Source organism: Chryseobacterium gleum (genome assembly GCF_900636535.1).
Lineage (GTDB): Bacteria > Bacteroidota > Bacteroidia > Flavobacteriales > Weeksellaceae > Chryseobacterium > Chryseobacterium gleum.
On sequence record NZ_LR134289.1, the window covers coordinates 3,466,800 to 3,488,520 of the forward strand.

Below are 21,721 nucleotides of genomic sequence, written 5' to 3' on the forward strand. Positions count from 1 at the left end.
TTTCTAAATTTTCCATCGCAAAGATACTTAAAAGACCTTTGAACTTATAGACCGGGAATCTTTTTTTGAATTTTATCGTAGGTATTTTTTACAACTTTCGGTGGTGCAAAACGATAGCCTATATACAACAGTCCGTAAAGGTTATTATTTTCCACAGTCTGGTTATCTTTCTGATCGTAGGCATAGCTCTTAAAATTCATTTTACCTCCGAATAAAAACCGGTCGGTATTATAACCTATATGAAGGCCTCCCTGCATTCTTATGGTTGCATACTGCGCATTTTTTTTAGCACTTCCGTTCTCAATATCTGTGTAGCTTGAAAACTTTCCTCCGATCCCGACGGTCAGATAGGGTGAAATATTTACTTTTTTCCCAATCACCCAATTATAGAAATACCCGATATTTCCCCCGATATTATACTGTATTTCCTTGCTTTTGACGTCGTCAATTGTATTCCTGAAAATGGTAAGATCATAATCCACAAACGGAATCCAGCTGCCACTGCTTTTCTTTTGCCATTCTCCCTGGGTGTATATACTTCTTGCTGAAAAATTTTTCTTGAGAATATAGGATGTTGAACCGCCAAAGGTTTGAACCCTTAAATCCGGAAACTGAATGTACGGATCTCTTCCTTCCTGCCATCCGGGGGAAAGGTCTTTCATATTTTCTACATAAAAACCTTTTACATTTTTATAATAAACATTCTGGATAAATCTTCCGGGGAAAAACCTGAAGCTTAGATCGGTATAAGAACTTTTCCCTTTCATTTCATCATCATTATTTCCGTCTAAAAACCTGGGCGCAAACGATACTGTTGCACTTATGATTCTATAATCGATGGAAAGGGATGTTTTTGTTTTATTGTTGATTGACAGGTCCATATTGAATGCGTTCTTACCTTCTCCTGCAGAAAAAACATAGCTTTCAATGTTAGTATCAAGATTAGCGCGAATCATTACCTGGTCTGCATAAGACTTAGTATTGACAGTATCTGACTGTGCCTTTACCTGAAGGACAAATAAAGAAAATAATACCGGTAATCCTGCCTTTAAGAAATTCAAATTAATAATTTACATTAGAAAAATGAAATTACTACATTTTTTTCAATTATCTGATGAACCCAATATTAAGAACAGCCGCAATCTTTATCGCAGTTGGTTCTTTTGGAACTGAATTTCTTAGGAGCAAAGTTCTTTTTAAGTACTTTAAACAGAGAGTAGCAGGCGAATGCTACAATTAATAAGATAAGTACGTATTGAAAAATTAATGATGAGTCCATTACTTTAAAATCTGATATACTATCATCGACACAAAATATGCCAAACCTGTCATCATGACCACCTGAAAGCCGGTCCATTTCCAGCTTTTGGTTTCTCTGTAGACTACTGCCAGTGTTGAAACACACTGCATTGCAAATGCGTAGAAAAGAAGAACCGAGATTCCTGTTGCAAAGCTGAAGACTTTTTCTCCGTTAGGCTTTACATCTCTTCTCATTTTATCAATTACTTTTATTTCAGGAGCGTCATCTTCAAGACTGTAAAGTGTAGACATTGTCCCTACGAAAACTTCTCTTGCCACAAAGCTTGTAAGGATTCCTACACCCATTTTCCAGTCGTAGCCGAGCGGAGCAATTACAGGCTCTATTCCTTTACCCATTTTCGCAAGATAAGAATGATCAAGATGAACATCTGTAGCTACAAACTGATCTGCTTTCTGGCTTGGTCCAAAGTAGCTCAGGAACCAGATGATGATACTTACAATGAAAATTATTTTTCCGGCTCCGGTAATGAAGTCCCATACTTTCCCTAAAACCATTTTAAAGTCATAGCCGAAAAGTGGTTTTTTATAGGCTGGCAGGTCCATTACCAGATAAGTTTTACCTTTGCTTTTGATAAATCTTTTAAGAATTGCTGCTGAAAATAACGCTACAAGGAAGCCAAGAAGGTACATCCCCATCAAAACCAGCGCTTTATATTTTATTCCCAAAAATGTTCCTTCTGAAATAATCAACCCGATGATAATACTGTATACGGGAAGTCTTGCCGAGCATGTCATAAATGGCGTTACCAATATCGTCAGCAATCTTTCTTTTACATTCTCAATGTTTCTGGTAGAAATCACTGCTGGGATAGCACAGGCGGTACCGGATACCAGCGGAACGATACTTTTACCGTTTAGCCCGAAAGGACGAAGCAATCTGTCCATCAGAAATACGACTCTTGCCATATATCCTGAATCTTCCAGCAGGTAAAGGAAATACAGCAGGATTCCGATCTGTGGTGCAAAAACTACGATTCCTCCTATTCCGGGAACGATTCCATTTGAAATCAATGAATTAACTGGACCTTCAGGAAGGTGTCCGCTTGTAAATGCGGCTAGCCATGAGAAAGTATCTTCAATCCAGCTCATCGGATATTCTGCAAGGAAGAAAACGCTTTGAAAAATAATAAGAAGAATCGCTAAAAAGACAACGTAACCCCAGAATTTATGAACTAAAACTTTATCCAGCTTTTCGGTAAGTAATTCCTTGAACTGAGCTTTTTTAGAAATAACATCAGCCAGGATTCTGTCTACATTCTGATATCTCCTAACAGTTTCCTGAACCTGTAATCTTTTAGGAACCAAACTTTTAGAATCAGGCTCATTGAGCTGTTCCATCACAGAGCCTATTCTTCCGAGATCTGTCCCCAATGAGAGGCTCATCCAGGCTTTATATTCATTGTCAAAACCTTTATGGGCTGCCAGCTTCTGAATAAAATCTCTATATTCATTCGGGGTTTCAAAAGAAACTTTATCTGTTTTTACAAATTCATTGCTGTAAACGGCTTCTCTTACTGCATCAATTCCGATCTGCTCTTTGGCATTGGTCTGAATAATTTTAATGCCTAATGCTTGTGAAAACTTTTGGATATCTATAGTAATGCCTCTTCTTTCTGCCTGATCAATCTGATTGACAATCAGAATCATCGGAATTCCAAGGTCCTGAATCTGTTGAAACAGAAGCAGCCCTCTTTTTAAACTTAATGCTTCAAGAATGTAAACAACCCCCGCATAGTTTTCCTGCTCGTCAATAAGGTATTTGGAAAAAATAGCTTCGTCTTCTGAACTCGGGTATACGCTGTACGAACCTGGAAGATCTATCACCTCCACTTCTTCGTTCTTATAAACATAGTTCCCTGAGTGACTGGCAACGGTAACGCCGGCATAGTTTCCGGTTTTCTGCTTTTTATTGCAAAGCGTATTGAAAACCGTCGACTTTCCTACATTAGGATTTCCGACTAAAAGTATCTGTTTTTTATTGTTTTCCTGCATTAATTCAATTCTTCAACAATGATGTAATCTCCTTCTTCCTCACGAAGAGCAATCCGGCTTTTCTCTGTTCCAAACTCTACATACATAGGCCCGCTGAACGGAGCCTGATACAAAATTCTGAAAGTGGTTTCCGGAAGAAGTCCCATTTCAATAATTTTATTGGGCATTTTAAGATGGTCGTTATCATATCCCAATATCTTCCCCATTTTATTTTTAGGGAATCCACTTAATTTATGTAATCCGTTCTCTTTCAAAGCCTAATTTTTAGTCCTGCAAATATACGCTATTTAAATTTAATCTAAATAACGATTTCATACAAAAAAATAATGGGCTGTTTCATTTTAAAACAACCCATTATTATATTTTAGTTTATATTTCTAGCTTATTTAGAATATGTTTCCAAACAACTGCTTACCATAGCTGTACCAAGTGGTGGATCAACAGCTGTTATATTAAAAGCAATTGCCAAGCATCCTTCCAGATTCATCTCTACAGGTTTCATTATTTTTGCAATTTTTACTACTTCTTTTTCATCCTTTAAATTCTTTTTAGCGACCAAAAAAGTTTCTTTTTGAGAACTATTTAAATCTTTTCTTACGTTTGGATTTTCTTCTTTTGCGAATAACATTGTTGACATTGTTATTAATGTCATAAAAATAATTTTTTTCATAATAATATTGTTTTTATTGGTTATTAAATCAAAAATATTAAAAGCTCATCAGACATCCAAACCCGATTGCTTAATTTATTAATCTTTTGGTAATTCAGCACATTAATAAGAAAAATAATGAAACTTATACTCAAACTAATAACTATTGCGAAAAATTATATAATTAGTCTTAAAAAGAAATCACCCCAAACACATTGCTGTATCTGGGGTGATTCAAAATATAATTTAGTTGATATGAAGTCTTATTTTTTCTTCTTGTCTGTAGGCTGTTCTTTTTCTATTGGATTGTCGTTAGCATTGTAAAAATCTTTATATTGCTTCTCCTGTTTTTTCATCATATCTCCTAACGTTCCATCTATTCCAGGTATGGTTTTAGACATCATTTCCTGTGTCATCATAGGTCTCACAGAGGCAAATGGATCTTTTTTAAAGTCACTAAATGTTTTTTCAAATTTTTCTCTTGATAGTTCATTCACTTTTCCTCCTGAAGCATGCATTAGATTTTCAATATAAGAGAATTCTGTATAATCTTTTACTTTTTTATTTCCCTGTAATACCCAAGAATAATTTTTATCTGCATCTTCAATTTTCACAATTAAACCTGGTAGTCCATAAAACTTATAAGGTCCATCCTGAAACGGAATATCTGTACTAAACCACGCTGTCCATTTTCTTCCTCCAAAATCAGTTGTTGCCTTCTGGGCATTATATTCTCCTATTTTTTGTTTATCTGCCAAGATAGTCCAGTTGAATTTTAAATCTTCACTATATCCAATATTGCTTGGTGTAAATCCATTTGCAACTTTATCAACATATTGGACCTTCATACTTGGATAAAACTTATAAATTCTTGCTGAAATCTTTGGGGTTTTAAGAGATTTTGAAAGATCTTTCATCATACCTGCTTTTTGCATTGCCTCGAATTCTACTTTCATAATAGAATCTTGTGCTATTACAGTATAATCCTGATAAATAGATCTGTTTTTATCTGTAATATCTAAAATTGTAATCACCTTATCCAGTTTCGCTGAATCTTTCTTAGGTTTAAAAGTCAGTTCATAAAAGAAACGATTGGCTGTTTCTTTAGATTCCTGAGCTCCTGCAAAAGCAAAAAGTGTAATAAGAAATATAGAGAATAACTTTTTCATTGTAGCAAGTTTATATAATTAGTAATCCTATTTCTTCTTTTGTTACATTTTTTTTGAAATTTATTTTTAAAGATTGAGCAGTGTCTTTTGATAGCAGGTCGGTTACAAAAAATTATGATTCTCTTAAAACATTTTCATTTTTAAAACGCTTACCTTTAAGTTTCTAAAAAACAAAATATTATGGACACTTTATCTCAATTAAAATCCGAACTGGAGGGAGAATTCCAAACCACAAAAAAATTTATTGAACGATTCCCTGAGGGAAAAAACGATTATGCTCCTCATGAAAAAAGCATGAAAATGATGCCTCTTGCCACCCATCTTGTAGAAGTTTTTGAATGGCCGAATACTATTTTGAAGACCACCGAACTGGATTTTGCCAAAGGAGACTACAAACCTACGGTTCTTTCCACCAGAGATGATCTCATGAAAAAACTGGAGGAAGACTATCAGTCAGCAAAGACAGCATTGGAAAACAGTACAGAAGAGGATCTGAACCCCAGCTGGACGATTAAAAATGACGGCCATGAGCTGGCGAGCTGGAGCAAATACGGAGCAATACGCCATGCTTTAAACCAGATCACCCATCACAGAGCTCAACTGGGAGTGTATTACAGACTGAACAATATTCCTTTGCCGGGAAGCTATGGGCCTTCAGCAGACCAGCAAAGTTTTTAATTAATATCTAAGTATATCTCAACAAAAAACCAATCCTTGCGGATTGGTTTTTATTTTACTTAAAGTTGAATTTTACGGTTAGCATAACCTGGCTAGGCCGGAGCTGCATAGTTGTCTGAGTAATAGTTGCATCTCCAACATTTATTTTTTCAAACACTTTTCTATCTGCAATATTCATCCATTTTAATTCAAAATCAACTTTTTTCTTAGACCAGCTGAATTGGTATGAAACATCAAAAAAACCATTGTTTAATTTTGTTTGCCCTAATTTTGAATTAATCTGATCCCAATAAAAACCAATAGTATGATTTTCCAAAGGATAGAAAAACACATTTAAATTATGAGTATACCCCTCTGTTTTACCAAGATCATCCTGAATGATTCCATTACTTTGTTTATTCCATGATTTGGTCATATTGAAATCAATACTCATCCACGAGAAATACGTATTATTGAATTTAAATCCTAAGGTATTACCATTAGTTTTGGTATCAATAAGATCTGTATTTCTTATAGATTGGGATTTTGATATGCTATTATTATAACTGAATGATGCATTTGTTTTAAACTTCGGAAAATATTTTCCAATTTCTGCATATAAACTGTTGTTTGTTCTTTTATTTTCTTTTTCTATATATTCAATTTCACTAAATCCTGATTCGTTAACTATGCTTGAGGCTAACAGGTTATTTTTTGTATTACTTAACCTATAACCTACATTAAAAAACAGATTGTTCAGTGGATTTCTGTACTCCAATCGTAATCCTCCGTTTTTGGTATTGGTTTCAGGTATTGGATTGTTAGGATTCATTTTATTAAATCCGCCCGGACTTGTCAAAACATATCCGGCATAAGCAGTTTGGATATCCCCGAAATTATTACTGATTCCTCCATTCACACTAGCTTTGAAGAATGAAGCAAATGAATATTGTGCAAAAATATTAGGAGTAAATGTTACTTTGCTAAGAGATTTCGAAACATTTCTGAAAGCGTCTTCAGCTTTGATATTATTAAAATTAACCGGGAAGCTTGAAAATAAGCTCCATGATTCAGATTTATAATTAATTCCCACAGAAGCAGATGGATTAACTCTGGTAAACTTTAAATCGTTTTCATAAATGTTTTGATTGAAATTTGGTGGAACATCATTTTGAACAGAAGGATTTGGAATTGACTGTCCATCAAAATTTGTTGTCAGTTTATCTGTGGAAAAATCAAATCCTACCTGGGGAGTGAATGTCCATCCTTTTGTTGAGAAACTGATATTTGCAGAATGTGATGTATCTAAAGATTTAATTCTGAACTGTTGTAATGCTAAAGTCCCTGGTGCAAAATTTACAATACCATATCTATCTTTTTCATTCGGGTCATTCGGGTTTACTTTTGGAAGTTTGTATGGCAACTGCAAATAACCCGCTGGAGAAATTTCTAAATTCTGATTATCATTCTGATAGCTGATATAGGATTTGAAGTTCACCATCTTTTCTTTCCAAGGTATAATAGTACTTAAAGAGTTCTGGAAAGATGTTGTGGGTGATTCTAAAGCCTCGTTTCCTATTCTGTAACCATTTTTATCATTTCTTTCGGCAAAAGCTCTATCCCCATTCCAGAATTGGGAGAATGTTGTTGTATTTTTAAAGAATCCCTTTTTAGCATTTTTTGTAAAGATCAATTCTCCTTTTAGTTTATCCGTATAGAAATTATTCAGGAATCTTGTTGTGTACTGTGTTCCCTGCTGGATATCTCTGGTAATACTGTTTGATTCCCTTTCCACAGCATTATTAGTGTAATTTGCATTGGCTTTAAGTTCCCATTCTTTCTTTTTATCAATATTGGTAAGGTAATTTGCCGAAAGGTAATGAACACTGTTCATCAAATATCTTTTTACCGGAAGATCAGGGACCGTTGCATTCTCTACACTCAACCAGTTATTCTGGGAGATATTACTTCTTCTACCTTCCCATGAGCTTCCGAATGCCAGAATATTCCCTTCATTTTCCACCTGCTCACCCATGTTGTTGGTTTTATAATTGACTACCCACTGGCTTTTCTGCCCGAAAAACATTGGGGTCAGTTTTACATTCCAAAGCCACGGATCTCCGAAACCGGTTCCTACTTCCCCTCTTCCGGTCATGGTTACAGAGTTTTTAAGTTTGATATTGATCGCTGCCTGATCTGAAGGCACTTTATCCTGAAGGATTTTTACCGGCTGGTGATTTTCAAGAACTTCTACTTTCTGTACTGCATCTTTTGGAAGAGAATTGTTGATAGTTCCATAACCTCCTTCCATAAGGTCTTTACCGTTGACATAGAATTTATTGATGGCATTCCCTTGATAAAGGATCGTACCATCGTTGTTAACTTCAATCCCGGGAATTTTTTTCATTACATCTGCCAAGGTTCTGTCGTTTTTGCTGTTGAACGCTTTAAGATCGTAAGAGATGGTGTCTCCTCTTGCGGTGATCATTTTGGTTTTCAGCTGTACTTCTTTAATTTCTGTTGCTTCAGACTGCATTTTGAAATTCAGAGTCTGATCGCTGTTGCTGATCTGTTTTGTAAGAGGTTTCTGGTTAAAGGCCTTCACTTTGAGATCTACATTGGATTCTGCCGAAGTAAAGGTCACTTTATATTCTCCTTTGGAATTCGTAATTCCGTAGGCCAGAATAGCATCTTTTCCAGGTTCTTCTATCGTCACACTGGCACTTGGTATTGCCACCCCGTCATCATCAGTGATCTTTCCTGAAACTGTTTTTTGTGCAAAAGTAAGCACCGTAAAGAAAAGCATCAGAAATAAGGAAATATTTTTTTTCATACTTATTATTTGCTCAATTAGTTAATGGTTATTGGTTTTTGTTACACTTTTTATAAAGATGAATTTTATGGATAAAGGTTAAATCATTATCACTACAAATTTAGTTATATTTATTAAAGTTTTGATTTTTTTTTAAAATATACATTTAAAATCGACTCATCATCACTTTACACATGTATAAACTACTGATGATTTTCCTGAAAAAGTATATTTGGCATATCAATTTTACAAAAACGACAGGCTGATTATTTTTTAAATCCTGTAACAAAATCTTTATGTATTTTGTCTTATTAAATCAATAAAGGAACATTCTTAACATTAATAGAAATTTTGATATTTTTATCTGTTCCAAATAGTAAAATCTGATTTGAATCATAGATTAAAAAAAAATTAAAAACTGGTACATCAATATATATTTAATAATTTTGTAACATAAAATTTATAAAATGGGAATTATTTTAAAGCCTATAGATGTTGTAGATGATATTTCGAAAGAAGATTTCTACGAAAAATATCTGAAGCCAAGAAGGCCCGTTGTCATCAAAAATATGGCAAAAAAATGGCCTGCTTATCAAAAATGGACGATGGAATACATGAAGGAGGTTGTAGGAGATGTGGAGGTCCCGCTATATGACAGCTCAAAGGCAGATCCCTCTGCTCCCATCAATGCATCTGCAGCAAAAATGAAGTTTGGAGATTATATTGACCTTATACAAAGAGAGCCCACTGATCTCAGAATCTTCCTTTTTGACCCGATAAAATATGCCCCTAAACTTCTGGAAGATTATATTTCTCCCAAAGAATTAATGGGAGGTTTTCTGGATAAGTATCCCAATATGTTCTTTGGCGGTAAGGGATCGGTAACGTTCCTTCACTTTGATATTGATATGGCTCATATTTTCCATACTCACTTCAACGGAAGAAAACATATTCTTCTGTTTGACTATAAATGGAAAGAAAGGCTTTATCAGATTCCATATGCAACCTATGCACTTGAAGATTATGATATTGAAAACCCGGATTTCACCAAATTCCCGGCACTGGATGGTGTAGAAGGTATTGAGTGCTATCTCGAGCATGGCGATACTTTATTCATGCCTACAGGCTGGTGGCACTGGATGAAATATCTGGACGGAAGTTTCTCTATTTCTTTAAGAGCATGGGACAAATCGTGGGCAGTAAAGGCACACTCTCTGTGGAACCTTACTGTACAGCGTAAATTTGACGACATTATGAAGTCCAATTTCAAAAAGAAATACATGGACTGGAAAGAGAAAATGGCCATTAAAAGAGCTGAGCTAGCCTTGAAAAGAGGTTTACCAAAATAAAAAAAAAGACGTTTCACTTGAAACGTCTTTTTTTAGCTTATTTACTGATTGGCAAATATTTACAACACTCTATAAACAGGATATTGCCTGAATGTTTTTTCCTCAAAATAAGGAGAGTGTCTGTAAATCCAATCCAGTTGTGCTGTTCCGTCCTCCGACAATTTTTTATCTGATGCCTTGGCTGTATCGAAAGCCTGTTTCAGCTTTTTATCTTTTTTCAGAAGCTCTGCGGCTGTATCTTCGAAAATATAAGCGGAATAATATTCTTTTTGTGCCAATATTCCATCAAAAAAATTCCAGTTAAAAAAAGAGTCTAATGCCTCAGGTTCAAGTGTTTCTATAATATATTTTACCCCAAGCTGATTGGTAGAAACCAGATAATCACCTGCAGAAAATGTCATATTTTTAGCTGAAGCATCCACAGTAGTTTCAAAATGCAGATAATGCCCTTCGTAAGGATTTTTAACGGTTTTGAAATCTTTGATTTTATAAGACTCAACCGTTAAAGTACTGTCCTTCTGAATCGGCTTCATCTGAATATGATTTCTTTTAAACTCTTCCAGCACCCTGTATTGCGATTGAGGGATTACATAATATTTAGGAATGGTAATATATCCTGTTGGGACCGCGGTAGTAAAGAGCTTTATATTTTTTGTAAAAGGTTTGTTTCTGTCATAATACAGTCTTGGCTTACCTGAAATTTCACTTGGCTTGTATTTTCCTTCATAGCCTTTAAAATCCATCGTAGAAAATTTTGTAGAATCAATTTTCCAGCGGATTCCGTATTGTTTTCCAGCCTGATACTGTTTTAAGTTTTCAATTCGAAGCTGTTTTATTTTTTGATAGTCCTTATCTAAATTCTGCAGATTCACCAGCATATATTTGTAGGTAGCATCCACCCTCTTGTCGTAAGGCTTCAGCATATGGGTTTCTGGAACCGTTCCTAAAGAATTGAAAAGGGAAGTATATCCTGTGGAATATCTGGGAGAGTCTTCAAATGAGGCAAATCCCACTTCCGGAACATCTCCGTGAATATTTACATAAGGAGTACTTTCATAGCCCAGTTTTTTCATATCCTCAAGATTTTTAGCCTGATACTCATTGTAGAAATAGTTTCCGAGAGTATTTCCCAGACGCTCCTTAAAGGTAGAAATATAGGTAAATGTATACTGATAATCCGCTCCGTTGCTGACGTGATTATCAATAAAGACATCCGGTTTCAGCCACTGATAGATTTCCTGAAAGCTTCTGGCATTTTTGGAATCTGCTTTAATGAAATCCCTGTTCAGATCATAATTCCTTGCATTTCCTCTGAAACCGTATTGCTCCGGTCCATTCTGGTTGGCTCGGGAGTAAGAACCCCTGTTAAGCATTCCACTGACATTGTAAGCAGAAATAGCAGCAATAATAAAGTTCTGCGGAGTTTTGATCTTTTGGGTGGCAAGATCTCTCATCAGCATCATGGTAGCATCTATACCATCCGGTTCTCCCGGGTGAATACCATTGTTGACAAAGAGAATCGCTTTTTCTTTTCTTAATTTTTCAAGGTCCTTTTCAGGAAAGGGATTATAAACCACTACATAAATGGGTTTTCCATTGTCATCTTCTCCTTTTTTAAGGTATTGGATGGTATTGAAATTTTTAGCCAGGTTCTGATAGTAGCTGTTCATTTCTTCATAGGTAACCGTCTGATTACCATTTCCTTTTTCAAAAGGAGTCTGAAATGATTTCTGTGCAAAAAATAAGGTGGAACTCAGGGTGAATAAAAGATATTTCAGTTTCATTGAAGTCATATTTTCAGACTTTAAATGTAGTTATCTTTTGTGAGAAACAGGAATCTGTTGACAGGCAAAATTGTGAAAAAGTGAAAATGCAAAATTACTTTAAAACAGAAACCTAACAGGTTTTGAAAACCTATTAGGTTTGTTTTCAATAGTATTAATTTCTGCCCTTTTCTTTAGGATATAAGGAAGGAAGCGGATCACTTTGCCAGAATTCCTTGGAATCGACATCCATGATGGATAAAGCTCCGGTATAAGCTGCTCCGGTATCCATATTCCAGACATTGGCTTTATTGGCAGGAACCGTAATTCCAATATCAAGAGTAGGCGTATGTCCGATGAATATTTCTTTGTACAATAGCAGCCTTTTGGGATATAATGCTGAGTTTCTCTGCAGCTTTTTATCCATTGCAACAGCGGTTTCCCAAAGGGTTCTGTCCCAACGATAATTACTGGAATAAACCTCTCTTTCAGGACCATGCATGGATGCATAACCTGCATGAATAAACAACCGGTTCTCATCATCAATATGATAGTTTTTCATTCTTTGAAAGAACTCAAGATGAAGATCCAGATTTTCCGGGAGATAATCTTTGTAACTCTCAACAGTACTTCTTCCTCCGTTAAAAAGCCATACATCAGGACTTTGGTCTGATGACAGCCAATCTTCGCACCAGGCATCATGATTTCCTTTGATGAAAATACATTCCTGTTTTTCTGATAACTCTGTTAAAAACTGTATAATTTCGGAAGACTCACTCCAGCCATCTACATAATCTCCAAGGAAAATCAGCTGATCATTTTGTATAACCCCGGCTCTTTCAAGAACCTGTTGTAAGGCTTTAAATCCTCCGTGAATGTCGCCAACTACTAATGTTCTGCTCATTTTTACTTTGAAATATATTTTGCATCTACAAAATCTGTCAGCCAAACTCCGTTTGCAGACTGAAAGAAAGCTAATCCATCCTGATACATTGTTCCGGTTCTGATGGTAAGAATAACAGGCTTGCCATGTCTCATCCCGACCTTTGCAGCCGTTTCTTTATCAGCACTTAAGTGTACATGCTGGCGGGTTCGCTTTTCAATTCCTTTTTCCAGAATCGATGCAATATTGGTTTCTGCAGTTCCGTGGTACAAAAAGTCAGGAGGCTGTAAGGCTTCCAAAGCCAGGTCAATATTAACAGAATGCCCCTGACTGGCTCTGATCATGGTTTTATCTTCATTAAAAGCGAAACGCTTTTTATTATTGGTTTCTACTACCTCATCCAGTTCTTCGGGAGTAAAATGTATCCTTCTTTTCGCAGATTTTTCTCTCAGCTCTTCAACATCTGCCCAGCCGTTTTCATCCAGTGTAAGTCCTATACTTTCCGGCTGATGCCGTAAGATCAGGCTTAAAAATTTACTTATTTTTTTCTTTTCTACTTCGTTCATGGTTGGTGTTTTAATTTTTCAATAAGATTTCTTACATTAAAATAGTCTTCACTTAATTGATTATAAATAAGTCTTTCATCGTTTGATATTTTTGCCAAAAGTCTTTTCTGTTCATAATAATTGCGTTCAAAATCTTCATCGTCAGAATCTTTTTTATCTTCCATTTCTAAATATAATCTGATATCCTCTTCATCAAGATTATATGAAAGCAATTGCTCTTTTATATAGTTATTCCAAAAAGAACTCTCTTCATATTGCTCCTTTTTCAGTTCCGCAATTTTATTTTTACTTTCATCTGTTATCAGACAGCAATTCAGTTTTCTCCATAATAAGTCTTCAATACTACCTTCCCCAAATTCTCCTCTATTTACCATATAATGTGGATCATAATTATTGAGATATTGTAGAAAATTTTTATTTTTATTGGGATAAATGAATACGTTCCTAAGATACATTCCTAGGCCGAAAAGACTATCCATATCATCAAACTTTGAAGCTAGTGATTTATTCTTGATTTCATTGATTTGACCTTCATTCAGTTCTTCATTGATTAAAAAATCAACGGCTTCTTCAACTGTATTTATTCTTGATCGCTTTTCATCATAATATTGAATTGAAATTTCTTCTACAGTTGATTCTGTTATATCATTTTCATCAAAATTTTGTTCAAAATAATCATAAGCAATAATTTCTCTGTTATTGGTATGCAGATAGGTCTTTAATCTGAATTCGAAGAACCTTTTTTCTTTCTCCAGTATTCTTATGCTATTCTGGCTAAGTTCAATATTTTTTCCACAAATTTCAATTATCTTAATTTTATCTTTAATCAAACCATTAATGCTATCTAATTTATTACTATTATCAATAATTAATTTCCCTTCATTAAGCGTAGTAAGATTCAATATTTTTTTTTCTTCTGTTTCAAACTTTACAATAAATTGCAATTGTTCTTCACTTGTTTGCGACATTTTCCTAGTATAAAAATACAATGGGAAATGAGACGGAAATTTTTTAAAATTATTCGTTGCAATTTCAAACAGTTCCTGTTCTGAAATAAATTTATAAAGGGTTATCAATGTGATATAATTTTTTAGCCATTTTTTTGCACAATTCTTCAATATCGTCCTTTCTCACCAGCTCAGCAATCCATTCCTCAGGAATGTTTTCATATCCGTAATAAATTCCGGCAATTCCTCCGGTGATGGCTCCAGTAGTATCTGTATCTTCTCCCAGGTTGACTGCTTTTAAAACCGCTTCAGCATAGCTTTCTGAGTTTAAAAAACACCATAAAGAGGCTTCCAGACTGTGGAGAACATAGCCGCCACTTTTGATTTCATCTTCAGCATATCCTGAAATATCATGTTTCAAAATCCTATTGAAAAGTTCAATTTCTTTTGGGTTAAAACCTTGCTCTTCAGCGTATTTTAAAGTGACATTCTGTGTTTGCTCATATGCTTCTTTTTTATTCTTTCCTTTCAACAGTTGAATAGCAAAAATCACATAGATGAAACAGGCAAAAACAGAACGGAAATGCCCGTGAGTTATTGCGGAAACCTCTTTTACCATCAGATAGAGTTTCTGAATATCATCTTCCTTTTTGAGATAAAAAGCTAAGGGAAGAATTCTCATCAAAGAACCGTTTCCATTATCTTCTTCAAAAATATTTCCTGAAAATCGGGCGCTCTCACCTTTGATTAATCTCGCCAAAGAATGTCTTGTCGTTCCTCCAATGTCAAAAAGTCTTCCATGAGCAGTCCAGTGACCGTATTTATTCCATTTTACAAAGCTCTGTCCGATTTTTTCCAGATCATAACCTTTAATAAGTTCTTCCGCAAGACAAAGGGTTAGAGAGCTGTCATCACTCCAGGTTCCTTTGGGTTGGTTCCATGACATATACTCCAGCATTTTTGTTACCGGAAAACGTTTTAAATCTTCTCTTTTTTTAAATTCCACCGGAACCCCAAGAGCGTCTCCGATGCAAACACCCATAATTCCTGCTTTTACTATATTTTCCATCAGGCTAGGTTTACCAGTTTATCAAACAACAGTTTCATTCCCTGTGTTGCGGTTTCTTTTATTACAACAGCTCTCTGTCCGTAACCAAATCCTGTTTCATTAGGATTGATTACAATTAGAAGACAATCGTCTTTGATATCATGAATCAGTCCGGCTGCCGGATATACCTGCAAAGAAGTTCCTATTACGAGTAAAATATCCGATTCTTTGACAATTTCCTGTGCAGTATGATACAAAGGAACATCTTCTCCGAACCAAACGATGAAAGGTCTTAACTGTGCCCCATCTTCGGCCTTATCTCCAATTTTAATATCATCTTTTTGTTCATAAATCAGGTTTTTATTATTGCATGAGCATGATTTAAACAGTTCTCCATGGAGATGAAGAATATTGGAAGATCCTGCTCTTTCATGAAGATCGTCAATATTCTGGGTAATAATCTGAACCTCAAAATATTTTTCCAGTTCTGCCAGTAATTGATGTGCTTCGTTGGGCTTTACCTCATGAAGCTGGCGTCTTCTCTGGTTGTAAAATTCCAAAACCAACGCTCTGTCTTTTCTCCATCCTTCCGGACTTGCCACATCTGTTATATTATGATTTTCCCAAAGACCGTCTCCGTCTCTGAAGGTTTTTATTCCGCTTTCGGCACTGATTCCGGCGCCGCTTAATATGGTTAGTTTTTTCATAGGTTTTTAATTTTTTCTCTTAACATTTGGAAGGCAGCAATAATCAACAATATTATTACAAAAGGAGAAAACAGCACTCCTAAAAGGATATTTCTTACTATTATAAATTGCTTTGCTCCAAATTTCTCTTCTGTTTTATGGTTGATAAAATCTACGAAATCTTCTTTATTTATAAGCTCTTTATTATATCCCTGCCAGTCATAATTTGAGATAAAATCTCCAAAAATATAAAGATCAGGAGATTTTGGATCAGATAAATTGAAAAAATAAAATGTTTCAAAATCCTGTCCAACCAGAGGTTCATACTCAATATTATACTGGAAACAAAACAGATCTTCGCCACCCAATATGTTTCTTCTCTGCAGCGCTTCTTTGAGTAGTATTTGATATTTTTTCAGCTTTACAATATCATTTTCCACAGGAAAAACATTTGATCTTTTTCCTGCGTTCTGAAGATAATAAATATAGTTTTCAGGAAACTGCAGATTCAATTCTTTCTGAAGAACAGCAATTTCCTCATTGGTCAATCCAATATTTGGATCTTCAGGATGATCTACAAATCTGAAGTTAAAATTTTTCACTTTTTTAAAAATTCTTTTATCTTAAATTGAGTTTTTTATTTAGAACTTCATCAAATAATAAGGGCTTTTCTTCCGGAACAATCAGATTATCCAAATCATCATTTAAAACGAACTGGTATTGTTCTTTCACAAAATCTGAAATATTTTTAATTAAAATAATATCGTCTTTGGCAAAAGATCGGGTAAATTCATTTCGTAAACCTATTTGGATTGCTCTCCGTTCAAGTTTATTTCCAAATGGGTCATGATCCGGATCCCACTGGAGCCTTACTGAGGATTCTTTTATCTGATCTTGCCATTCTTCTCGTGAAATTCCAAGCTTTTTATTGTAAGAAGAGTATACTGCATTTTCCAGATAATTTTTGAAGGCTTCTTTCTTCAAATGAATAGCCAGAACACATTCCTGCCCTTCTTTTTTTCCCCAACCATTCCGATACATCATCCAAAGAAAATTAGGCTTTATCCATGTCATTCTTTCAAGACTGAAACCTCCACCAAAGAATTGATTTTTAACTGCAAATTCACCTATCTCTTTTCTATAGGATTGATATACTATAATTTTTTCATCATCATATTGAGCCATGATATGATATCCTTGTTGTGGCCATTCCAGAAGCTGTTCTTTATATTTTTTTAGTTTAATATTCATTGTATTTCTTCAAACGGTTTCAGCATTTCTTCTTTCTTTGTAAGTACTGCAAAAACCACTCTTTTAAATTTATTTTTATATTTACCCTGAAGGTGTTTTTTAAATAATCCTGCAATTTCTTTTGGATCATTTTTAAACACGCCACAGCCCCAGGCTCCTAAAATTAATACCTCATTTCCTTCATGCAAAGCGAGGGAAAGCATTTTATCCATCCTGAGATCCATTGCATCAAGTATTTCATGAGCTTTTTCCGGTTCCTGGCGCTTTACCACACCTGCATTGACTGCAGGAGAAGTAATAAAATTGCACAGAACGGGCTTATCCAATAATTCTCCTTTGTCTTTTCGGAACACAGGAACTTTCGGGCTGTAAATCATGGTGTCAGTATAAAAACAGGATTCCATCGCACGGTGAATTTTGTAATAATCCCAGGCTTGAAGCAGACTTTCATGCAGTCCGGAAGTTCTTGCCAGGCTTTCTTCCTGCGCTTCTGCCCCGTTGATAAATCCTCCTCCAGGATTTTTTGCTGAAGCGAAGTTCAGACACATGAGTTTGTGCTGATCTTCTTCTTTTGCCAATTGTAAAATAGCTTTTAAAGAACTGCAGTTCCAGGTTTCAATTTTTGTTTCAAAATCAGTTTCCGGCATTGGAAGTTGTATCATCTCGGAAAGGTGTTCCGGAGTGAAAAGAACGGTTTCTTTTTTACTGATTTCCAGCTCGTTTTCTATATTTATTTTTTCGTTATGTTCGTTGATATAATATTTTCTGGCAAGGATATCCAAGGTATCTTTTGCCATTCCTTTATTGGTCATAGTTAGTTTTTTAATGTTAAACATCAATTCTTCCAAACCAGTATTTTCTGTTTTTTCAAAATTATCACCTATATTTAATGTCTCCTATAATTGCTTTATTAAAGCTATTTAATTCTTCAGAAGGTACCCATAACTCATTATGGTTTCTGGCTCCGACATTCTGTGTCGGATATTGATCTGCAACTTCTTCCAACACTTCAAACTGCGTTACAAAACCAAGATAGTTTCCGGCTTCGTCCCTGGTATTCCATTTTTCAGCAATTTCTGAAGCATATTCTTCGTTAAGAACAGGATAAAAAATAGGCTGCCATTCCAATCTTGGAGGGAAACTTTTAAATCCGCTTTCCATAATCAATATCATTTCCTTTTCTCCTACCGGTCTGTATAATGTTGTTGTTTTCATGGTTATTTGCTTTTATCCATCAATATATTGTTCTGACTTGTCTAATTTAATATTTGGACTTGCAAGATTTAAAAAATCCGTCTAAAATCTTTTGAATACGGAGAATAGGATCCGTAAACAGCATTAAATTCAACTTCAAGATTTTCTAATTTAAATTGTTCATCAATCTGATCCAGACAGGTAACAACTAGATTTTTTTTAGTCGGGAATACATATGCTCCATCAAGCTTTAAGGCATAGTTCAGCAGTTTGTAATCTATTTCCCCGGTTCTGAATTCTTTCTGATACTCATTAAATGTACACGTTTCTTCTTCATTATTTCTAAGTTTCATTTCTTTTTCATTGCTCATCCAGCCGTTTCCGTGGCGGGTTGCATAGCTTCTGGTGACATAATACATTTCAATGTCTTCAATTTTTAAAAGCTTACAGATTTCGTAAGCATTTTTTGAAGTGGTATGAGCATAGGTTACATTAGGAAAAACGCCATGATTCATATCGAGTAAAATACCCTGGCTTCCTTCAAAAATAAGGTGATTGAACGAAGCCAACCAGGTATAATCATTTATTTTCCAATCAATTCTATCAATAGCTTCTAAAAAAGGCTGTAAAAGTTCTCCGATCTCGTTTTCATCTGCAAAACCATAGTAATAGGCAATTCCTTTCAGCTTTTCTATCAACATTTCTTGGGGTGCAATCAGGTCTGCAGCAAACAGTTTATAGGGACTTTCATTTCTTTTCATAGTGGCTCCCACTCCTTTTCCACAGGTTCCGTGTTCCAGGTTTCTTGCATTCGTTCTGTTCTGCCAGACATCAAAAGGGGTAGTAACCTTTGCCAATGGATGAATATGCAGCTCAATATTTCCATTCTTTGTTTTCAGTTCTTCTCTTTCATTAAGGAGAAAAACAGGATGAACAGTACAATGTTCTGTGAAGTAGGAAGGTAACCCGCGAAGAGATCCACTTCCAAAACTGGAATGCACATGTTTTCTATCATCAATCATGACCGTATGAGCAGCCTGCTGACCGCCTGAAAACCGAACTACAACAGCCTCCGGATTCTGAGAAGCCAGGAAATCTGTGGTAATTCCTTTTCCTTCATCACCAAAACCAAGTCCTATTACTATTTGTGCCTTTTCATGTCTTTTTATTTTGAAAAGCCTGCTATCATCATTTGTGTTTTAATTTCTCTGATGATACTTGCTCTGTTTTAAAACATATTAAACTGATCAAATCCTGTTATTCCAAAGGTTGAGTTCTTAAATTTATCGCAGATAATTCCTTTAATAACATTCGGAATTTCTCTGTGATCTTCTATGGAGATACAGTTTTGTCCTAATAATTCTCTCCAGCCTCTGTCTGCTCTCAATGCCTGATCTGAATGCAAAACGCTGATATGGTATACTTCATATTTTTTCTTTGCTTCTTCAAGCAATTCAAGATGAGTGTAGGTTTGCTGCCCTTTCCCCATAATTTCCCTGATTGCGGAAGCAGGAAGTGTTTTTAAGCAAGGTTCATCCCCAACAGTAAACAGCAGTCCTTTTTGTTTTCTTTTTTCAAAGGCATCTGTTCTGGTATGGAAAGCTGCAAAATACCATGCTAACAGGTAGCTTTCTCCAGCATTTCCTCCTCCACCGGATTCAATATAAGTACGGGTAAGCCACATATCCAGTTCTGCATCTCCGGACTCAAACTGCCCCACCTGCAGCGGATAGCCATCACATTCATGATCTCCGATTCCAAGGAACAATAAGGCCGGATCGGGAACGCCTCCTTGGATAATTCCGCCCATCAGTTTGGGCAATCCATCCCTGATCAGCTCGTAAGGAATATGGCCCATACTTCCGGTAACATCCAGCCCTAAAATAATCGGAACCGAATTCGGATGAACTTCCGAGTCTCTGGATTCCCTGAAAGATATTCCATGTGGATTCATCGATTCATGAGCCATTCTTTTGGCATTCTGGGTGAAAATTTCTCCTGCGGATTTTGTTCTGTAACCTGCTTTTCTAGCTCTGTCATAACGAGCGTCTAAATCATATCTTGTACTTCCCATGACTATAATGTTTTTCCAAATAAATATTCAAATCTTTTCCGGGTTACTTCAAGCTGAATATTCAGATTTCTGATTGTTAATGATAATTCCATGTCTTTCTGAACGAATGCTTCGGGATTGAAATCCACAAAAGTCAGACTGTTCCTGTCCAAAGGACTGATATCAATAAGCCCTTCCTGTTCACGCTCAAGTCTTTTGATTTTTAATTCAATGTCTTCAACTCTGCGTCTATAGATCAATTCGGAATCTGCTCCGATGATCCTTGCCCGGTCTTCTCTGATCTGATCATTATTTCTTTGTAATGATTCGATAAATCTGGGTTTTAATTCATCTTCCATAATTAATATTCCTTTGTGTTGTTATTACGCAAAAAAGAGAAAGCATAGTTTTATATTTTTATTTTTCCTAAATCAAAGCATGCTTTAATGTTCTGCAGAGTTCCACTTTTCCTTCTCTCATCAGAATTGAAATCAATACCTAAAAAATGAGTGCACATTGTCATGGCATATTTATCTCTTTCTTTATCCGTCTGAAATCCTCCAATTGTTTTCCAATTTCCAGCCTGACAATTGAATCTATTTACGAAATATCTAGGTTTTTCTCCTATATGAAGTATGGTAACGTTAGAGGTCTTATCTTTTAAAAATTCCATCATTAAGGTATCTGTACCATTAAAATCTCCAATAAGAAATTCGCACTTTGACCAATCTAATTGTTTGATAGGTTCTATATAAAACTGATGGAAATTATCCCACGATATATTTCCGTTCCCAAAAACATATATCTTTTTCATGGTCTTTTTCTTAAATACATTACATCTGTTCTCAACACATATTTGTGCCCGCTGATCAAAGTCTTTCCTTCATGTCTCAGGGGATGATAAAAAATAAGAGCTGTTCCTTTCTTTGGAGCTACAGTAAATAAGTTCTCAAATTCTGTTTCTCCGCCTTCAAAATCATCATTCAGATAAATCATAAAGGTGTAAAAGCTTTTTTCATTTTCATTCCGTATATAACTTCCATCTCTGTGCATTTTAAACTGCTGTCCGGGCGCATATTTATAAATCCTGAGCATTTCATTAAAGCTAAAGACCTGGTATTCATCCTGTTCCTGAGGCAAAAACTCTACAACCTTGTTAAAAAGCTCTTCAGCAATTGTTGTATCAAAGATCATCAATCGGTCATTATTTCTGATTCCTTTATTCATCTGCTGGCGGCCGAATACATTGATCTTTGCTTCTTCAAAAACTTTCTCCTGTGAAAGACTGATATAATGATCACATTCTGATTCGGTCAGAAAATCTTCAATTAGAAATATCTGTGGATGTAATTCTATTTTTTCCATAATTAATATTTTGTGCC

The 21,721-nt window shown here is 35.3% G+C and carries 23 protein-coding genes; 2 read left to right on the top strand and 21 right to left on the bottom strand.

The window, feature by feature from the left end:
- Positions 1-44 precede the first annotated feature (44 nt).
- The 5 genes from EL165_RS15735 to EL165_RS15755 all read right to left on the bottom strand — a co-directional run bounded on the left by EL165_RS15735 (position 45) and on the right by EL165_RS15755 (position 5,130).
- Positions 45-1,061, bottom strand: a complete 1,017-nt coding sequence (locus EL165_RS15735; RefSeq protein WP_002981954.1) for a DUF4421 family protein — start codon at positions 1,059-1,061, stop codon at positions 45-47.
- A gap of 217 nt (positions 1,062-1,278) precedes the next feature.
- Positions 1,279-3,312, bottom strand: coding sequence for a ferrous iron transport protein B (gene feoB / locus EL165_RS15740; RefSeq protein WP_002981956.1), 2,034 nt, complete (start codon positions 3,310-3,312; stop codon positions 1,279-1,281).
- Complete coding sequence (locus tag EL165_RS15745) at positions 3,312-3,518, bottom strand: FeoA family protein (protein WP_050791170.1); 207 nt, start codon at positions 3,516-3,518, stop codon at positions 3,312-3,314. The genes feoB and EL165_RS15745 overlap by 1 nt, the downstream gene beginning before the upstream one ends.
- Before the next feature lie 176 nt (positions 3,519-3,694).
- Positions 3,695-3,982, bottom strand: coding sequence for a hypothetical protein (locus tag EL165_RS15750; protein ID WP_002981958.1), 288 nt, complete (start codon positions 3,980-3,982; stop codon positions 3,695-3,697).
- A 242-nt stretch (positions 3,983-4,224) separates the two neighbouring features.
- Positions 4,225-5,130: a GLPGLI family protein gene (locus tag EL165_RS15755; protein WP_002981959.1), complete on the bottom strand. Its 906-nt coding sequence runs from the start codon at positions 5,128-5,130 to the stop codon at positions 4,225-4,227.
- A gap of 180 nt (positions 5,131-5,310) precedes the next feature.
- On the opposite strand from EL165_RS15755, the gene EL165_RS15760 reads away from it, so the two are divergent.
- Entirely contained in the window at positions 5,311-5,808 is a 498-nt protein-coding gene (locus EL165_RS15760) for a DinB family protein (protein WP_002981961.1), read from the top strand.
- Between the two features lie 55 nt (positions 5,809-5,863).
- Here the strand turns inward: EL165_RS15760 and EL165_RS15765 are convergent, their stop codons facing one another.
- Positions 5,864-8,620 (bottom strand): Plug and carboxypeptidase regulatory-like domain-containing protein, encoded by a 2,757-nt coding sequence (locus tag EL165_RS15765; protein WP_002981963.1) that lies wholly within the window; start codon positions 8,618-8,620, stop codon positions 5,864-5,866.
- A gap of 446 nt (positions 8,621-9,066) precedes the next feature.
- Here EL165_RS15765 and EL165_RS15770 point away from each other — a divergent pair, with 446 nt between their 5' ends.
- Positions 9,067-9,948 (top strand): cupin-like domain-containing protein, encoded by an 882-nt coding sequence (locus EL165_RS15770; protein WP_002981966.1) that lies wholly within the window; start codon positions 9,067-9,069, stop codon positions 9,946-9,948.
- A 59-nt stretch (positions 9,949-10,007) separates the two neighbouring features.
- Here EL165_RS15770 and EL165_RS15775 read toward each other — a convergent pair whose 3' ends face one another.
- From EL165_RS15775 to EL165_RS15845, 15 genes are all read right to left on the bottom strand, one after another.
- Positions 10,008-11,732, bottom strand: coding sequence for a M14 family metallopeptidase (locus EL165_RS15775; RefSeq protein ID WP_002981968.1), 1,725 nt, complete (start codon positions 11,730-11,732; stop codon positions 10,008-10,010).
- Positions 11,733-11,886: 154 nt separating this feature from the next.
- Positions 11,887-12,615 (bottom strand): metallophosphoesterase family protein, encoded by a 729-nt coding sequence (locus EL165_RS15780; protein ID WP_002981971.1) that lies wholly within the window; start codon positions 12,613-12,615, stop codon positions 11,887-11,889.
- Between the two features lie 2 nt (positions 12,616-12,617).
- Positions 12,618-13,160 carry an RNA 2'-phosphotransferase gene (locus EL165_RS15785; protein WP_002981973.1) on the bottom strand — a complete coding sequence of 181 codons (543 nt, stop codon included), beginning with the start codon at positions 13,158-13,160 and terminating at the stop codon, positions 12,618-12,620.
- Complete coding sequence (locus EL165_RS15790) at positions 13,157-14,128, bottom strand: hypothetical protein (RefSeq protein ID WP_126358660.1); 972 nt, start codon at positions 14,126-14,128, stop codon at positions 13,157-13,159. Before EL165_RS15790 ends, EL165_RS15785 begins: the two co-directional genes overlap by 4 nt.
- A 91-nt stretch (positions 14,129-14,219) precedes the next feature.
- Positions 14,220-15,176: an ADP-ribosylglycohydrolase family protein gene (locus EL165_RS15795; RefSeq protein ID WP_002981978.1), complete on the bottom strand. Its 957-nt coding sequence runs from the start codon at positions 15,174-15,176 to the stop codon at positions 14,220-14,222.
- Positions 15,176-15,862 (bottom strand): SIR2 family NAD-dependent protein deacylase, encoded by a 687-nt coding sequence (locus EL165_RS15800; protein WP_002981981.1) that lies wholly within the window; start codon positions 15,860-15,862, stop codon positions 15,176-15,178. Before EL165_RS15800 ends, EL165_RS15795 begins: the two co-directional genes overlap by 1 nt.
- The gene (locus EL165_RS15805; protein ID WP_002981983.1) at positions 15,859-16,443 is read right to left on the bottom strand and encodes a hypothetical protein; all 585 of its coding nucleotides are present in this window, start codon (positions 16,441-16,443) and stop codon (positions 15,859-15,861) included. Before EL165_RS15805 ends, EL165_RS15800 begins: the two co-directional genes overlap by 4 nt.
- 16 nt (positions 16,444-16,459) lie before the next feature.
- On the bottom strand, positions 16,460-17,092 hold the full coding sequence (locus EL165_RS15810) for a DUF4291 domain-containing protein (protein ID WP_002981985.1): 633 nt from the start codon (positions 17,090-17,092) through the stop codon (positions 16,460-16,462).
- Complete coding sequence (locus EL165_RS15815; protein ID WP_041461995.1) at positions 17,089-17,904, bottom strand: TIGR02452 family protein; 816 nt, start codon at positions 17,902-17,904, stop codon at positions 17,089-17,091. Before EL165_RS15815 ends, EL165_RS15810 begins: the two co-directional genes overlap by 4 nt.
- A gap of 64 nt (positions 17,905-17,968) precedes the next feature.
- Positions 17,969-18,307, bottom strand: a complete 339-nt coding sequence (locus EL165_RS15820; RefSeq protein ID WP_002981990.1) for a hypothetical protein — start codon at positions 18,305-18,307, stop codon at positions 17,969-17,971.
- Positions 18,308-18,375: 68 nt separating this feature from the next.
- Positions 18,376-19,455 (bottom strand): adenylosuccinate synthetase, encoded by a 1,080-nt coding sequence (locus EL165_RS15825; protein WP_041461952.1) that lies wholly within the window; start codon positions 19,453-19,455, stop codon positions 18,376-18,378.
- A gap of 59 nt (positions 19,456-19,514) precedes the next feature.
- Positions 19,515-20,360: a hypothetical protein gene (locus EL165_RS15830; protein WP_002981993.1), complete on the bottom strand. Its 846-nt coding sequence runs from the start codon at positions 20,358-20,360 to the stop codon at positions 19,515-19,517.
- 2 nt (positions 20,361-20,362) lie between these two features.
- Complete coding sequence (locus EL165_RS15835; RefSeq protein WP_002981995.1) at positions 20,363-20,698, bottom strand: hypothetical protein; 336 nt, start codon at positions 20,696-20,698, stop codon at positions 20,363-20,365.
- Between the two features lie 50 nt (positions 20,699-20,748).
- Positions 20,749-21,153 (bottom strand): hypothetical protein, encoded by a 405-nt coding sequence (locus EL165_RS15840; protein ID WP_002981997.1) that lies wholly within the window; start codon positions 21,151-21,153, stop codon positions 20,749-20,751.
- On the bottom strand, positions 21,150-21,704 hold the full coding sequence (locus tag EL165_RS15845; protein WP_002981999.1) for a 2OG-Fe(II) oxygenase: 555 nt from the start codon (positions 21,702-21,704) through the stop codon (positions 21,150-21,152). The genes EL165_RS15840 and EL165_RS15845 overlap by 4 nt, the downstream gene beginning before the upstream one ends.
- Between the last annotated feature and the right edge of the window lie 17 nt (positions 21,705-21,721).

Coding starts and splice junctions, on each gene's coding strand:
- feoB (WP_002981956.1), bottom strand. CDS start 3,312: ATGCAGGAAAACAATAAAAAACAGATACTTTTAGTCGGAAATCCTAAT.
- EL165_RS15745 (WP_050791170.1), bottom strand. CDS start 3,518: ATGGGGAAGATATTGGGATATGATAACGACCATCTTAAAATGCCCAAT.
- EL165_RS15750 (WP_002981958.1), bottom strand. CDS start 3,982: ATGAAAAAAATTATTTTTATGACATTAATAACAATGTCAACAATGTTA.
- EL165_RS15755 (WP_002981959.1), bottom strand. CDS start 5,130: ATGAAAAAGTTATTCTCTATATTTCTTATTACACTTTTTGCTTTTGCA.
- EL165_RS15760 (WP_002981961.1), top strand. CDS start 5,311: ATGGACACTTTATCTCAATTAAAATCCGAACTGGAGGGAGAATTCCAA.
- EL165_RS15765 (WP_002981963.1), bottom strand. CDS start 8,620: ATGAAAAAAAATATTTCCTTATTTCTGATGCTTTTCTTTACGGTGCTT.
- EL165_RS15770 (WP_002981966.1), top strand. CDS start 9,067: ATGGGAATTATTTTAAAGCCTATAGATGTTGTAGATGATATTTCGAAA.
- EL165_RS15775 (WP_002981968.1), bottom strand. CDS start 11,732: ATGAAACTGAAATATCTTTTATTCACCCTGAGTTCCACCTTATTTTTT.
- EL165_RS15780 (WP_002981971.1), bottom strand. CDS start 12,615: ATGAGCAGAACATTAGTAGTTGGCGACATTCACGGAGGATTTAAAGCC.
- EL165_RS15785 (WP_002981973.1), bottom strand. CDS start 13,160: ATGAACGAAGTAGAAAAGAAAAAAATAAGTAAATTTTTAAGCCTGATC.
- EL165_RS15790 (WP_126358660.1), bottom strand. CDS start 14,128: ATGTCGCAAACAAGTGAAGAACAATTGCAATTTATTGTAAAGTTTGAA.
- EL165_RS15795 (WP_002981978.1), bottom strand. CDS start 15,176: ATGGAAAATATAGTAAAAGCAGGAATTATGGGTGTTTGCATCGGAGAC.
- EL165_RS15800 (WP_002981981.1), bottom strand. CDS start 15,862: ATGAAAAAACTAACCATATTAAGCGGCGCCGGAATCAGTGCCGAAAGC.
- EL165_RS15810 (WP_002981985.1), bottom strand. CDS start 17,092: ATGAATATTAAACTAAAAAAATATAAAGAACAGCTTCTGGAATGGCCA.
- EL165_RS15815 (WP_041461995.1), bottom strand. CDS start 17,904: ATGACCAATAAAGGAATGGCAAAAGATACCTTGGATATCCTTGCCAGA.
- EL165_RS15820 (WP_002981990.1), bottom strand. CDS start 18,307: ATGAAAACAACAACATTATACAGACCGGTAGGAGAAAAGGAAATGATA.
- EL165_RS15830 (WP_002981993.1), bottom strand. CDS start 20,360: ATGGGAAGTACAAGATATGATTTAGACGCTCGTTATGACAGAGCTAGA.
- EL165_RS15835 (WP_002981995.1), bottom strand. CDS start 20,698: ATGGAAGATGAATTAAAACCCAGATTTATCGAATCATTACAAAGAAAT.
- EL165_RS15840 (WP_002981997.1), bottom strand. CDS start 21,153: ATGAAAAAGATATATGTTTTTGGGAACGGAAATATATCGTGGGATAAT.
- EL165_RS15845 (WP_002981999.1), bottom strand. CDS start 21,704: ATGGAAAAAATAGAATTACATCCACAGATATTTCTAATTGAAGATTTT.